The 14,509-nt window shown below is 58.9% G+C and carries 15 protein-coding genes; 11 read left to right on the forward strand and 4 right to left on the reverse strand.

All coding sequences use genetic code 11. From position 1 onward, the window contains the following. Nucleotides 1-6 precede the first annotated feature (6 nt). Nucleotides 7-531, reverse strand: coding sequence for a hemerythrin domain-containing protein (locus tag KF767_18525; GenBank protein ID MBX3019889.1), 525 nt, complete (start codon nt 529-531; stop codon nt 7-9). Between the two features lie 178 nt (nt 532-709). Between KF767_18525 and KF767_18530 the strand changes: the two genes are divergently transcribed. The 5 genes from KF767_18530 to ligD all read left to right on the forward strand — a co-directional run bounded on the left by KF767_18530 (nt 710) and on the right by ligD (nt 5,333). Then, on the forward strand, nt 710-1,276 hold the full coding sequence (locus tag KF767_18530) for a cysteine hydrolase (GenBank protein MBX3019890.1): 567 nt from the start codon (nt 710-712) through the stop codon (nt 1,274-1,276). Then, complete coding sequence (locus KF767_18535; GenBank protein MBX3019891.1) at nt 1,273-1,752, forward strand: hypothetical protein; 480 nt, start codon at nt 1,273-1,275, stop codon at nt 1,750-1,752. The genes KF767_18530 and KF767_18535 overlap by 4 nt, the downstream gene beginning before the upstream one ends. 117 nt (nt 1,753-1,869) lie before the next feature. Continuing rightward, entirely contained in the window at nt 1,870-2,016 is a 147-nt protein-coding gene (locus KF767_18540; GenBank protein MBX3019892.1) for a DUF421 domain-containing protein, read from the forward strand. 5 nt (nt 2,017-2,021) lie between these two features. Further along, nucleotides 2,022-2,921 carry a Ku protein gene (locus KF767_18545; protein ID MBX3019893.1) on the forward strand — a complete coding sequence of 300 codons (900 nt, stop codon included), beginning with the start codon at nt 2,022-2,024 and terminating at the stop codon, nt 2,919-2,921. A gap of 9 nt (nt 2,922-2,930) precedes the next feature. Beyond that, nucleotides 2,931-5,333 carry a DNA ligase D gene (gene ligD, locus KF767_18550; protein ID MBX3019894.1) on the forward strand — a complete coding sequence of 801 codons (2,403 nt, stop codon included), beginning with the start codon at nt 2,931-2,933 and terminating at the stop codon, nt 5,331-5,333. Here ligD and KF767_18555 read toward each other — a convergent pair. Beyond that, on the reverse strand, nt 5,281-6,294 hold the full coding sequence (locus KF767_18555) for an HD domain-containing protein (GenBank protein ID MBX3019895.1): 1,014 nt from the start codon (nt 6,292-6,294) through the stop codon (nt 5,281-5,283). The genes ligD and KF767_18555 overlap by 53 nt on opposite strands. Before the next feature lie 139 nt (nt 6,295-6,433). On the opposite strand from KF767_18555, the gene KF767_18560 reads away from it, so the two are divergent. The 6 genes from KF767_18560 (at nt 6,434) to KF767_18585 (ending at nt 10,810) form a co-directional block, all read left to right on the forward strand. Beyond that, complete coding sequence (locus KF767_18560; GenBank protein ID MBX3019896.1) at nt 6,434-6,820, forward strand: BON domain-containing protein; 387 nt, start codon at nt 6,434-6,436, stop codon at nt 6,818-6,820. Between the two features lie 15 nt (nt 6,821-6,835). After that, a complete protein-coding gene (locus tag KF767_18565) occupies nt 6,836-7,417 on the forward strand; it encodes a DUF3341 domain-containing protein (protein ID MBX3019897.1) in 582 nt (193 codons plus the stop codon). Nucleotides 7,418-7,432: 15 nt separating this feature from the next. Beyond that, nucleotides 7,433-8,467 carry a DUF748 domain-containing protein gene (locus KF767_18570; GenBank protein MBX3019898.1) on the forward strand — a complete coding sequence of 345 codons (1,035 nt, stop codon included), beginning with the start codon at nt 7,433-7,435 and terminating at the stop codon, nt 8,465-8,467. Nucleotides 8,468-8,514: 47 nt separating this feature from the next. Then, the gene (locus KF767_18575; GenBank protein MBX3019899.1) at nt 8,515-9,045 is read left to right on the forward strand and encodes a hypothetical protein; all 531 of its coding nucleotides are present in this window, start codon (nt 8,515-8,517) and stop codon (nt 9,043-9,045) included. A 260-nt stretch (nt 9,046-9,305) separates the two neighbouring features. Continuing rightward, complete coding sequence (locus tag KF767_18580; protein ID MBX3019900.1) at nt 9,306-10,367, forward strand: hypothetical protein; 1,062 nt, start codon at nt 9,306-9,308, stop codon at nt 10,365-10,367. Then, entirely contained in the window at nt 10,358-10,810 is a 453-nt protein-coding gene (locus KF767_18585) for a hypothetical protein (protein ID MBX3019901.1), read from the forward strand. Before KF767_18580 ends, KF767_18585 begins: the two co-directional genes overlap by 10 nt. A 30-nt stretch (nt 10,811-10,840) precedes the next feature. Here the strand turns inward: KF767_18585 and KF767_18590 are convergent, their stop codons facing one another. Next, nucleotides 10,841-11,269 (reverse strand): hypothetical protein, encoded by a 429-nt coding sequence (locus tag KF767_18590; GenBank protein ID MBX3019902.1) that lies wholly within the window; start codon nt 11,267-11,269, stop codon nt 10,841-10,843. A gap of 247 nt (nt 11,270-11,516) precedes the next feature. Beyond that, the coding region (locus KF767_18595) for a tail fiber domain-containing protein (protein MBX3019903.1) at nt 11,517-14,509 on the reverse strand (2,993 nt) is incomplete at its 5' end.

The raw sequence follows: 14,509 nt of genomic DNA on the forward strand, positions 1-14,509 counted from the left end.
GAACCACTATTGCATCAGCGGCGCGGGTTCCGCAACTTGCGGCTCGTCGGCGCTGGTGAGCATCGCGGTTTTCAAGCGCAAGAACTCTTCACCCAGCTGGCGGCGCTCGTCGACTTTCGATTGGCCGCGGTACTGGGGCAGCATCTCGTCTTCTTCCTCTTCGATGTGGTGCTCAACGACTTCGGCCAGCACCTTCACGCGGGCCGACCATAGATCGCCGTCGTCGGTGTTTTTCGCCTCTTCCAGAAGCTGGTCGGAGATATGGTGTTCGACGTCGCCTTCCAGGCCTTCTTCGCGCATGTCACCCGATTTCATGGCGCGATACAAAGTCCGTTCTTCGGGTTTGGCGTGCAGCGGAAGCAGGATGCAGAACTCCTCGAAGGCCTGTGCACGCAGGGCCATGTCTTTGTCGGAGTCCTTCATGATTTTGATGCAGTCTTTGAGCGCTTTGTGATCTTCTAAAATGAGTTCGACGATGTCCTGGCTATCCATGGACATCTTGCGGTCACTGCTTTTGCGATATTGAGTCATCGTTTTTCTCCTTGTACGGGAACTCGTCCTCGAGATCCGCAAAGAGCACGAGGCATGCCGGGGCGCGCTTTCGCACTTTCCTTGCATTTCCGGGAGTCGGTTCGGCGAATCTCCCTAAGAGCGGGGGAAAATGCGGACACGGTTCGCGGAGTGGGTCTTGCTATCCCCAATTCGCGGTATGCGACACCGGGCCGCCCTCCTCATCTTAGATATGCTCAATGACTTCGATTTTCCCGAGGCCCCGCAGCTGATGCCCGCCGCGCGTCGGGCCGCACGCCACATCCGGGCTTTGAAAGCGCGGATGCGCCGATCACGTTATCCCGTCATTTATGTGAACGACAATTACGGGGACTGGCGTATCGACGCGAATTCGCTTTTTCAACGGATGACCCGGCCGGAGTGCCCGGGCCGCGAGATCGCGACGCTGCTACGCCCGGAACCCGAGGACTATTTCGTCATCAAGCCGAAGCATTCCGGATTTTTCGAAACCCCGCTGCATCAAATGCTGCAGGATCTGCGTATCGACCATCTGGTATTGACCGGCATCGCCGGAAACATCTGCGTGCTTTTCACCGCGCACGACGCGCACATGCGGGGCTACCGAATCACCGTGCCGTCCGACGCGATCGCTTCGAACCGGGCATCCGAAACCAAAACGACGCTCACGCAGCTGCGGGACGTCTTGCGTGCGTCGACGCCGAAGTCCTCGGGACTGCCGCGCGCGTGGCAAGGGAGGACTTCGTGAGTCTCAGTCAAACCGAAATGGATACCTTGGAAAACGAAGAGTTCCAGCGGAAGTCGTGGCTGTTTCAGCGTTGGATGTGGTGGCTCTTGGGATTTTTCATCGCGGCGGCCGTGGCCGGATTTACGAGCTCGGCCTGGACGACCCGGCAGCGCGCCGAGGTTCCCGGCGGCAGCGCGGATTGGCCGCGGTTCGCGCGGCAGGGGGCGAGCTTCGAACTCGACGTGCGATTGCGGAGCGGGGACGCGTTCTGGGTGTCCCATGAATTTCTGGACGCTTTCGAGATCGTCGCGATCACGCCGCGTCCCGTGCGTGAAAGGGCGTTTGCGGACCGCGTGGAATTCGAGACCGTTCAGGCGACCGGGGGCGACGCCCGCGTGCGGCTGTGGCTGAAACCGGTGACGTCGGGTTTCGTCACCGGCGCCTTGGGCTTCGGCGCGGACGATCAAATACACTTGGACCAGTTCGTTTACTATTGAAGGAGGCGGCGGTGGATTCAGTTCTACGCGCGGCGATGATTTACGCTTTCCTACTTTTACTGATGCGGATTTCCGGGCGACGCACGCTCGGAGAAATGACGGGTCTACCACGACCCCTTGTGGAAGGCTCGGCTGGAAGTCAGCGACATTCTGGAGTCCGCGCGCAAATGTCAGGGCGTCGCGTCCCTGCAGGATATTCGTCACGCGATCTTAGAGCGTGACGGCAACATTTCGATCATTCCCTTGGCGAAAAACGGAGGATAAATAAAATGGCGAAGAAAAAAACGACGAAAAAAGCGGCTAAAAAAACGCGGTCAAGAAAAACGACGAAGTCAGGAAAACCCGAACGTGGGCTATGGAGCGGCGCGATCAGCTTCGGCTTGGTGAACGTCCCGGTCCGGGTGGTCTCGGCCAAAGAGCAGCCCGATCTGCATTTCACGATGCTCGATCCGTCGAATCTGTCCCCGGTCGGGTACAAATACTACAACAAAGCGACGGGCGAAGAGATCTCCCGCGCGAAAACGGTGAAGGCCTTTGAACACGAAAAAGGCCGCTACGTCATCATGACCGAAGCGGACTTCAAACGCGCCAACCCCAAGGCGACCCAAACGATCGACATCGAAAGCTTCGCGAAGCTCGACGAAATCGATCCCGTTTTCTTCGAGCGCGCTTATTATCTGCTGCCGAACAAAGGAGGGCAGAAGGGATATAAGCTCTTGGTCGATGCGCTTCGTAACACCGGCAAGGTGGCCATTTCGAAAATCGTTCTGCATACGAAGCAACACCTGGCCGCGCTGATTCCCCGCGGGGACTTTCTGCTTTTGGAGCTTCTGCATTTCGCCGAGGACGTGAAAGAGCTTTCCGAGTTGGGAGATTGGCGGGAAGAAGTGCCGGTTTCGAAGAGCGTTTCCAAAGAGGTCGCCATGGCCGAGAGCTTGATCGAAGACATGACCGAACCTTGGAAGCCCAAGGAGTTTCACAATACCTACCGCGAGGACATCATGAAGGTGGTGAAAGCGAAGGTGAAATCCGGCAAGGCGACCGAAATCAACGAAGATTATGAAGAGTCGGGAAAAGAGGAAACCGGCCAGGTGTTGGATTTGATGCCGCTCCTTCGCAAATCCCTCGAATCCAAACGCGGCGGCAAAGCGAAACGCGCCGCCCACTAAGGAGCGTCCATGAGTCTTCAAGAGTACCGGCGCAAAAGAAATTTTCGCCGCACGACCGAGCCCACGCGCAGCCGCGCGTCCAAAGGGGGGCCGATCTTCGTCGTGCAAGAGCACCACGCTTCGCATTTGCATTACGATTTCCGCCTTGAAGCGTTCGGCACCTTGAAGAGTTGGGCGGTGCCGAAAGGGCCCTCCACCGCGCCGGGCGACAAACGGCTGGCCGTGGAGGTCGAGGACCATCCGATCAGTTACGCAAGCTTTCACGGCCGCATTCCGGAGGGGGAATACGGCGCGGGAGTGGTCAAGATCTGGGATAAGGGCGTGTGGGTCCCGCCGCCGCATTTGAAGGAGATGCTCGCGAAAGGGCATTTGGAGTTCGAGCTGAAAGGGAAAAAACTCAAAGGGCGGTGGATGCTCGTCCGCACAAAAAAGGGGGCCGCGAAACCCCAATGGCTATTGATCAAACGGAGCGACGTCCCGGCGCCGACGCGCACCGCCCGGGAACGAAAGAAAACGGCGGGGGAAAAGGCGGCTTTTCCGACGGTCGCGGAGACGTCCCCGCAGCTTGCGCAGCTGACCGAAACCGTGCCCCCGGGGGCCGACTGGATCTTCGAGACGAAATTCGACGGTTACCGTACGCTGGTGCATAAACGCAACGGGCGTTCCCTCAAGTTTTTCACGCGCTCGGGTCTGGATTGGTCCGCTCGGTACGCGCAGCTCGAGGGCGCATTCCGCAAACTGAAGGCTAAAAATTTCGTCATCGACGGCGAAATCGTGAGCGAGGATGAAAAGGGCCGCTCGAGTTTTTCGTTGCTGCAAGAGTCGCTCGAGAGCGGCGCGAAGACGGGTCTTAAATTTCAGGCCTTCGATCTGCTGTACCTTGACGGCCGCGATCTGCGGGGCGAACCGCTCGAAGTTCGCAAACAGATTTTGAAGGATCTTCTGCGGGAGGCGCCCGCCGGGAAATTGCGCTTCAGCGAGCACGTGCGCGGGCAAGGGGAAGACGCGCTCCGCGCCGCCTGCCGGGCGGGTCTGGAGGGGATCATCGCCAAAGACCGGGGAGCGCGCTACCGCGCGGGACGTTCGGACCTTTGGCGCAAAATCAAATGCACGAATCGGCAGGAGGTCGTCATCGGCGGCTTCACGGACCCCCGGGGAAGTCGTGCGGGGTTGGGTGCGCTATTGGTCGGCGTGCGGGAGGCGGGGGCCTTGAAATACGCCGGGAAGGTCGGCACCGGTTTCGATGATCGTTTGCTGAGGGACCTGCGAGCGCGCCTTGAGAGCATCGGGGCGCCGGAGTCTCCATTCAAAGGGGGCGCGCCCCCGCGCGGCGCCCACTGGGTCAAGCCCCGCATGGTCGCCGAAGTGGAGTTCACCGAATGGACGCGCGACGGGCACATGCGCCACCCGGTCTTCGTCGGATTGCGCGAGGACAAATCCGCGACCGAGGTCGTCCACGAAAGACCCGTGGCCGCGAAGGAGCGGAAAAAGAAGCGGGGCGCGGTTCCGCCCGCGGCCGCGGGGTTCCGGATCACGCATCCCGAACGGGTCGTTTACCCTGCGGACAACTTCACGAAACTGGACGTCGCGAACTATTACAAAAGCGTGGCGCCTTGGCTTCTGCCGCACATCGCGGACCGTCCGCTCGCACTCGTTCGCTGCCCGGCGCGCGCGGCCGCCCAGTGTTTTTTCCAGAAGCACGTCGACATCGAACGGATGAACGAGCTGCGCGAAACGATGATTCGGGATCAGAAGACCGTATCCACTGACAGCGCGGACGGACTGCTCCAACTCGCGCAGTGGGGCGTGCTCGAGCTCCACGCGTGGCAAAACCACAATGATTCGCCGGAGCGCCCCGACCAGTTCATCATCGATCTGGATCCGGACGAAGGCGTGGCCTTCGCCCGCGTGAAAGAGACCGCGTTCCGGATGCGCGCGCTTTTGCGAGAACTCGATCTGGAGTCTTTCGTGAAAGTGACGGGCGGGAAGGGGCTGCACGTCCACGTTCCGATCCGTCCGGACTATTCTTGGGATCAGATTAAAAACTTCGCGAAAAGTTTGGGGCAGCAGCTGGCCGAGGAGCACCCGGGCGAATACACGACGAAGATGTCCAAAGAGGGGCGCAAGGGGAAGATCTTCATCGACTATCTACGAAACGGTTTCGGTGCGACGGCCGTCGCGCCTTACTCGCTGCGCTCCAAAGAGCATGCGACGGTCGCGGTGCCGGTGACCTGGGAAGAGCTGAAGGCCATGCGGCGGCTGAAAGTCTTCAGCCCGAAAGAGACCTTGAAGCGACTGGCATCCATGAAGAAAGAGGTCTGGCCCGGCTATTTCCAGCGGCGCCAAGAGATCGCGCTGCTTAAGACGCCTTCCCGCCGGCCGCGATCTTCGCGGTCAGGCGCTGGACGTTGACCAGGTTTTTCAGCGAAGAGAAAAGCCCTTTGTTGTAGGGCTGCCCCATGACGGCCTCGATGTAGACGATGGCGTCTTCGGCGCTGTACTGTTTGCCTTCGTTGTTTGAAACCAAATCGCAGAACTGATCGGCCAGGCCCACGATCTTCGACATGGGATTGATACGTGCGTCGCGCAGACCCTTCGGGTATCCGTTACCATTGGACAGCTCGTGGTGCTCCGAGATGATCAGAAGGACTTCGACCGACATTCCCTCGACGAAACGCAAAAGCTCGGCCCCCTGGATGCTGTGCTGCTGGTAGTGTTTGCTTTCTTCCGCGTTCCACAGGTGGCGCGGTTTACGCCGCAGTTCGGGCGGCAGCGTGCGCAGTCCCACGTCGTGCAAAAGCGCGCCCGTGACGAGTTTGTCTTGGTTCAGGGGCGAGAGCATCTTCGCCTCTTCGGCGAGCATGACCGACACCATGGCCGTCATCATGCCGTGTTTGGCGTCGTCGGCGCGTTGATGTTTCAGGATGTCCATCACGTCGTGAAGATTGCTCGCTTGTTTGCAGATTTTGATGACGAGCGAACCCACGCTTTTCAACCGCTCGACATTCGAGAACTTCGAATTTTCCAAGTCGTTGTAAGCGTCCGCCAGAAGGCCCGAGACGAACTGGGCCTTTTTATCCAGGCCGACCTGGGGGTTGTCCATCGCCCGGCGTGAGAGGTCTTCGATGTAACCGGTCAGGTAGGCTTTGTCTTCCGCGCGGACGAAAAGCTGGAAGCCTTCGTTCCGGAATCCTTTGAAGTTTTCGATCTGGGCCTTTTCGCCCTTCTTCGCGATCGTCAGGTACGTATTGGTTTTCAGTTTGACGTAGATCTGCACCGGCAGCATCAACCCCTCAAGAATGTAATTCTTCGGGATCGACGCCATTTCGGAATCGCTCAAATAACTCGTCTTCGACGGATTCTCTTCGCCCATGATGACGTATCGGGAAAAGCCCGCCCTTCATGTAGGCGAAACGTCTCGGTTTGAAACGGGATTGTTCCAAAATTCCAGTCTTTCGTGGAGCTTCGTCCGGCGCGGTGTTCGCAACCACCGAACGTGAGGGAGGTTCAGCATGAAAAGCATCACCAGTCGATACATCCTGGCGGCCGCCTTAGGCATCGGAGGGGGCGTGGCCATGAGCGCCACGGCCGAGACCGCCGAACGCGCGAACGGCACCGAAAACGCCCTGAACGCCGTCGAAAGAAACCGGCGCTTGCCCTCGGCCGAACAGCAAGGCTTAAGCGCTCGCGAGGCCGAAACCACGCGCCGGATTCGCGAAGCGATCATGAACGACCCCTCGCTTTCGATGTCCGCGAAAAACGTGACCGTCGTCACCCGTGGGGAGACCGTCACTTTGCGGGGACGGCTCGTCTCGGAAGCCGAACGCACGCGGGTCGAACAAATCGCGAAACAGAAATCCGGAAATCACAACGTCGTGAACGCAACATCGATTCGGTAAAAACGGGAGGTTTGCATGAAACATGGAAATAAAGTGGTCTTTGGACTTTACGATTCGCGTGGGGAAATGGAAGAGGCCATCGAAAAGATGCGTCTGGAAGGTTTCCGCCGCGAGGACATCTCGGTCCTGACGCCGCAAGCGGGTGAGTTCGCGACCTTCGGTCACGAAAAAGGATCAAAGGCGCCCGAAGGCGCGGTCACCGGCGGCGGCGTCGGCGCGGTCCTGGGCGGCACGATCGGCTGGCTGGTCGGCGCGGGCGTCGTCATCGTGAACCCGGTGCTGGCGCCCTTGGTGGCGGCGGGTCCGATCATGGCGGCACTGGCGGGCGCGAGCGCCGGCGGCGTCGTTGGCGGATTGGGTGGTTCGTTGATCGGCGTCGGTTTCCCCGAGTACGAAGCCAAACGCTACGAGGACTTCATCAATCGTGGCGGGATCTTGCTGTCGGTCCACGCGGACGACACCGAGTGGTCGGCGAAAGCGAAACGTATTCTGGAAGAAACGGGCGCCCACGACATTTCGAGCAGCACGGAAGAGGGACGTCCCTATCCGCGGCCCGATATCGAGAACAAGGCTTGGACCCCGAACGATCAAATTTAAGTTTAGGAAATAGGAATGACCAGAAAACAGAAGTGGGGCACGGCCCTGGGTGTCGTCATCGTCGCGGTGATCGCGGTTCGGGCATTGGCGCCGGGATTTATACTCAGAAAAATCAATGCCGCCTTGGCCGAGATGTCCCCGCACTATTCCGCGCACATCGACGACCTGGATATTCACCTATGGCGTATGGCTTACGGTTTTGAAGGGATCACGGTCCGTCAGAAAAAACCGGACCGGCAGATTTTGTCCGTGCGTGAGGTCGACGTTTCGCTCGCTTGGCGTGAGCTGCTCGAGCGCCGGATCACGGTCGATATCGACGTGGACGGCGCGGATCTCAAGGTCGATCAGCCGATGCTCGAGCTGATGAACGACCGGAAGGTCGCGGAAAAAGGAAACGCGCAAGAGGCGAAGAAGACGCTGGTGCCGTTCAAGATCGAGCGGGTGCGCCTGCGCGATTCGCAGGTCGCCGTTCGCGACCTGCCCCAGATCCCGATCGAAGAGGCGCTCCGGATCACCGAGATCAACGCGACCTTGCGCAACCTGATCCCCTCGGCGAAGGATCCGCAAACGGATTTCTCGGCGCGCGCGAAGGTCATGGATCGGTCCCCCTTGCGCGCGGAAGGCTCCGCCCGGTTAAGCGCGAAGCCGCTGCGTTGGGAAGGGCAGGCGGACTTGCGCGACTTCGACGTGCGCACGGTGAACGCGCTACTTTCGCGTTTGGTCCCGCTGAGTTTCGATCGGGGTGTGGTGGATGCCTACGCCGTCGTCAAGGCGGTGGGCTCGAACATCGAGGGCTCCGTGCAACCCTTCGCCCGGGATTTGGAGTTCATCGGCGACAAACGCGATTTCAAAGGTTTGAAGCATCATTTGATCGAAATCGGCAGCGCGATTTCGTCGTGGATCGTGGAAAACCGTAAAGAGGGCACGATCGCGACCCAGGTGGACTTCAAGGTGGCCGACGGGAATTTCAGCGTGGATGTGCGTAAAGCGATCGACGAAGCCCTGCGCCATCGTTTCCGCGAGCCCATGGAGCCGAAGCGCTTGAATTAGGCGACATCCGGCTTGAATTTACGTCCGGCCTCCGCTAACTCGGGGGCATGACGAAAATTCTCGCTTCGCTTCTGGTCGGACTCTGCTCGTTCTCGGCGCTCGCTCACCCTTTGGAAGGTTCTTGGACGGCCCGCGGTCCCGGCGGCCAGGCGGTGGAGTTCACGGTTTTCGGCAACGTGCTGACCGCGCAATCCCGCAGCTATTACGCGAGCGGCGAACCCTCGGACTACTTCTTCTCGTTTCTACTTCCCGAAGGGCGCGACGTCGAAATCGGCGAAATCGTTCCCGGTCGCTTGCGTTCGGTGGACGGGCTTTACGGTTGCCTGTTCGACGAAAAGGCCGAGCTGATGCTGACCGCCGACGGGGACATGAAAATTCACTTTCCGCTTTTGACCTTTCATCGTGAGTACCGCTCGGTGCGCGAGAACCGCGGTTACCGTTATCGTCGTGTCGTCGACTGGACGGGTTGGGGCTGGGTCGAACGTGTCGGCTACTTCCCCATTGAAGAGTGGCGCGTGATCTCGAGCCAGTGCGTGATCGACGCCCGCAATCCCGTGACCCGCGTCCTTTACCGCTAGATCTTCGTCGCCCCTTCCGCACTGTCTAATTTTAAGACGCCTGCTCAGCGCTGGACGTTCGTCCCGATATGCGACGTCCGCGCAGGCCGGAACGTGGTTGAATAAGCTATTGGAATTACACCTGATTCAGGTGTTGGCTTGTGGGCCCGGCTTTGCACTTCTGTCTCATTATGATGAGATGGATCTCAAGCTGGAAACGGCACCTACTTTTAATCGGGCTCCTGAGCCTTTCGCTGGGATTTACGGGGCATGAACGCTTCGTGGAACTCGAAGGCTATTTCAATGGCCGCTCCGAGGCGGACTTCCGCAAAGGCGTGCAAAACGTCCGGGCGGTGTTGCCGAAGGGCACTCGCGCCCAGATCTTGGCCTACGCGAAACTTCCCTCGGGTAATTACGCGCTTAAGGTCAAGACCGTGAACGGCGAAACCAAAGGCCAAGACTTCTGGATCTATTATGATTTGGAACGCAAATCCGTAAAGACGTTCGAGAATGCGCCCTCACACTGGGCTGAGAGACCTGCGGGGCGAGTCGCCGAGACCCAACGTGACGTTCCCGCGCTGGCCGAAACGCCCAGCGCGCGTGAAATCGTGAAAAGAACCGATCGTCTACAGACCGAAATCCGCGACGCCACGGCTCCGCGGACCGAGTGCAGCCACTGCGTTGGTATCGACAATGTCCCGGTCCCCGAACCGCGTCCCGAACGTCGCGACCCCGTGCGGGGCGACCGCGAGCGTCCTCGTCCAGACGTTGCCGCGACCGGTGCGGACCGCGCAACGACGATCAAGCCGAGCCGTAATATGGAAATCGCATGCTACTCGATGATTCAGCAAAACGGAAAGTACGGCGAGTGGGGACAACAGATGTCCTCAATCCTGAGGGAAGAGCGTTATCAATCGACGTACACGCGGGCGGGTGCTCTCGGAAAATTCTGTCCGCGCTTCGATTCGCTGTCGAAAGACGATAAGATCAAGGCTTGGGTTTGGTTCTGGCAATCGCTGGCTAAAGAAGAGTCGTCTTGCCGCTTGAGCGTCCGACACGGAACAACAACCGCGTCGGGTGCGATCTTGAATCCGCGGGAAGGTCACGGGCTGTGGGCGCTGGAAAAAGACCGCAATATTCGCCGTGATCGTGGCTCCGCGTGCGACAATATCAGTTCTTTCGCGGGCCAAGCGCGCTGCTCGATCGATATCATGTTCAAAACTCAGCTGCGTCGGGGCGACACCGCCTCGGACAGTCGTTTGAAATACTGGGGCCCGACTTATAACCACCGGAATGATCGTCAGATCATGCCGCATATGCGGAGATTCACAGCATGTTTCTAATTCGTGTGCTCTTACTGCTGTCGGTGTCGTTCACGGGGGCGCTTTCATTCGCGCAGAATCCGCGTGAGTTTCCGGGGCTTGAGACGGGCAGCTATCGCCTGGTCGAAGGCAACGAAAAGTTGTGTCAGTCCTTTTCGATTCGCCCGAGCGATTTGAAAGAACGAATTATCAATGTCGGTGGTCGTTACCAGATGTTGATGCGGAACGCGAAACGCCAGGTCGAATCTGACTTGGATGCGAACTGCGAATTCGTGGAAGAAGCGACCAAGGAAACTTCGGATGTCGATACGGTACTGACTCGATCAAACAGTGAAGTCTGCGGCGGAGTCGCGAAAACCAAAACCGTATCGAAGTTTCTCTTCCGGGGCGATCGCGTGTGGCTCGACCACGCCATTCAAGACGGACCCCGGAACGTGTCGTATCGCTGCGCTTGGCAGCGTTAATCAGTTAGCTGCGCTTGGCAGCGTTAATTTCTAGATATCGCAGCCCGGAACGACCTGTTCGATCACTTTCGTTTTCTCATTCACGATGACGGCCGAGTTGCAGTCCGTTCCCAGACGCTCAAGCGCGATCGAAAGACGAGCGAGGACGTCGAGATCATCGAGTGGAACGCCGGTCGAACGGTAGCTGCGGTTCGAGGCCGACACGTAAGAGTAAACGCGCGCGTTGAAGTCGATTTGCAGACGAACGACTTTGCCTTTCACCGACAAAAAGAACAGATCGCAAGATTGCGGGCGAACGTCGTTATCACACTGGGCGCCATTCAGCGGGATGACCGCGACGCCGGCTTGTTGGGCTTGGGGGTTCGGGTTCACGACACCGATCGCCATCGCGCTGGCTTGAGCGGCGAGACCAAGGACTGCAGAAAATAATACGGATTTCAAAATTGAATTCAAAGACATGTTTCCCCTCCCAGAGATCGGCTTCGGAGTTAGCTCCGGGCGGTGCGGGGGTCAAAGCTGTGAACGAACGAATGATTTGATCGGCCCCATAAGCGGAGTCGTGAACTTAGCTATCTCTTGATGATTGCAGCGGGATTTCCATTTTTAAGAACGAGAATCCGGAATTTCCCAATGATGTCGTGCCGTCGGGGTTCTGAAAATTTGCCACGAGATGGCGGTTCGGCGGGCAGGGTGCCCGCCGGAGCTCTTACTTCGATTTCTCTTCGAGGAGTTTCTCGACGAGTTTTTCGAGGCGATCGACACGTTGTTTGAGGTCTTCGTTCTCGGCTTTGACCGACGCGATGTCGCGGGTGTTCTTCGCCGTTTGTTCGGCAAGTTGCGCCCACTGCTCTTTGGAAGCCTGGCACAGACCGTAGAGTTCTTTCGTCGATTCGATCAAGGGCGCGACCAAGTTTCCGTACTTGACCGACTTTCTGCCGGTCGAATCGGTGACGACGAGTTCGGGGGCATACTCTTCGACCTCTTGAGCGATCAAACCGATTTCATTTTGATCGTTGGCCTTCCACTTAAAGCGATGTCCTTGCAGGTTCAGAATCAGCGCGAGTCCCTCGACGCCAACGATGTCTTTTTTCAAGCGACGATCCGAAGTGTACAGGAAGGCAGAAGAGGTCACACCGGTATTGTCGATCACGGCCACATCGCCAGAGTCCGCGGCGTTGGCGAAGGAGTATGAGCCCGCGCGGCTACTGATCCGGAAGGCGTTATTCCATCCCGCGGTAAAGTATCCATATTGTGTCGCCCCGCCGAGACGTGAGCGCATATTGATGCTCGCGTTGGCGTTGGCCGCCGAAGAAGTGATCTCGATGTTGGCGTCGCCGGATGCGGTTTCGAAGATCGCCGTTCCGTTATCGAAACGCACTCCGGGCGTGCCGGCTTGATTCGCGAAGGTGTAAACTCCACCTTGGGATTCCATGTAGATTTCGCCGCCGGAGTTCGCCATGATCGCGGCGGGATAGGACGTCCCGTTCGAGCGACCGGTCAGGTTAATTCCCGCGTTCGTGTACTGACCCGCGCCTGACGTCGATTGGATATTGATGAAGGCTTCGCCGTTTTTACGAACATCGAGGGGCGCGACGGGACTGTTCGTCCCGATTCCGACCGAGCCGGTGTTGTAGTAGATGTTGCCCGCGTTCGTCGTCCACTGGCTCGTACCACCGCCAATCATATTCACCCAAGCCGCGCCCTCATAGGCCTCGAACTTGCTGGTCGTGGTGTTATAACGGATCAAGCCGGGGACGGGTGTCGGACGATTCGTAGTGGTGTCCCGCGGAACGCGGATCGCCGAATAGGCGGCGCCGACGTGGTTGACGTCGAGGGCGTAGCTCGGGGAGTTCGTGTTGATACCGAGGACCAGCCCGTTGTTCGCGGTGAAGTGATAAGTCGCGATCGATCCGAGGTTGGTGCTCCAGCTGTTCTTACCGTAGAAGTTGCGCACGCCACCGTCATAGATTTGCATGTAGCTGTCGCCTTCGAGGAAGATGTTCCCGACGACGTGCAGGGCTTCGTCCGGGTTGCTGTTATCCGGGCTGTTGATCTTCACCCATTGCGGATCACGAGTTCCGATGTCGATGCCGTTCGCGGTATAAACCCACGACGTTCCCGCGCCGGTGTACGCCGAGCCGCCGATAAAGTCTTTCCAGCTGCCACCCTCGCGGCCCTCGAACTTGTTGGTGTTTGAGTTATACCGGATCATCCCGTTCACCGGCGAAGTGGGACGGGCCGCCGTTGTCGCCACGGGGACGACGAGGGCCGAGTTCGACGACGTGGTGCCGACCAAGTGCAAGATGCCCGAGGGGGCGGTCGTTCCGATACCGACCCGGCCGCCGTTCTCGATCGTCATCAAGTCATTGACGCCAGGACCGGGGGACGCCGCGGTCGCACCGATTTTGAACTTCCCACTGTCGCTCGCATCCACGCCCGAGTAGAACGATTGGAAGTTCCCCTGATAGCGGATGAAAGAATCCGCGGCCGCGTGGGTCGCGTAAAGCATAAGGAAGGCGTTCGAACCGGACGTGTTGCTGTTGTTTTGGATAAAGATCGACGCGTCCGAGCTCGCGTTATAGTTCGCGACGTGCAGTCTTTGTTGGGGATCTTCGGTACCGATCCCGACGTAGCCATTTGTCTTCAGAGTCATGCCCGGAGGCTGATTGTTCGTGAAGAAGCCCAAGTTGTGGTTCGTCCACGTTCCGAATTGACCCGAAAGCCCGATGGGTGACGTGTTACCGATCCACGACCCCACGATGACGGTGCCGTTGGTGTGCGTGAGACCGTAACGGTCGGTCGCCGTCTGCACGCTCAAAGCCGATGTCGGAGCGGTGGTGCCGATTCCGACTGCGCCGGCGTTCGTGATCGTCATCCGCGTGTTGTTGTTGGTTTCGAATGCCAACGCTTGGTTGTCGTTGGTACCGATGGTTCCGGTTTGACCGAACGAGTTCCCACCTTGTGCCCAGTTGGTTGTTCCGCCCGAGTTCGTCACCCACGAGAGGTTACCCGATGCGTCGGTTTGCAGGATCTGACCGTTCGTGCCGGTCCCCGCGGGCAGCGTGAGGGTGTAGTTTGAGGCCATCGTATCCGCCGCGCGAAGCGAAACGCTATTCGTGCCGTTGACGGCAAGCTCGCGCAGTTCGAGGCGACCCGAGTTGCCGGCGCCCGCGGCGACGGGGCCGGCGACGATCGCACCGCCCGCGACGTGCAGACGTCCCGAAGGCGCGGTCGTGCCGATTCCGACGTTGGCGGTCGCATTTTTGATCGCGATCGCCGTATTCCAAGTGATCGCGTTCCCCGCGGTTCCGGGAGCCCCAACGTTGAACGAGAGCGAGTCATCCGTGTAGTTCTGGAAAATCCGCGAAGACGAGTCGGAAGTCAGGTATCTGTTCGTTGAGTTTCCGTCCGCGTTGAAGTTGATCGCGGGCCAGTTCGTTTCGAACGTGAGATCGGTGCCGACTTGGAAAACGGCGCTGGGGCTGGACGTGGCGATCCCGACGCTGCCGCCGCTGTTAATGAACATACGGGTGTTGTTGTTGGTTTCGAATGCCAACGCTTGGTTGTCGTTGGTACCGATGGTTCCGGTTTGACCGAACGAGTTCCCACCTTGTGCCCAGTTGGTTGTTCCACCCGAGTTCGTCACCCACGAAAGGTTGCCGGACGCGTCGGTCTGCAGAATCTGACCGTTCGTACCGG

The organism is Pseudobdellovibrionaceae bacterium, from assembly GCA_019637875.1.
Classification (GTDB): Bacteria; Bdellovibrionota; Bdellovibrionia; order Bdellovibrionales; family Bdellovibrionaceae; genus JAHBUW01.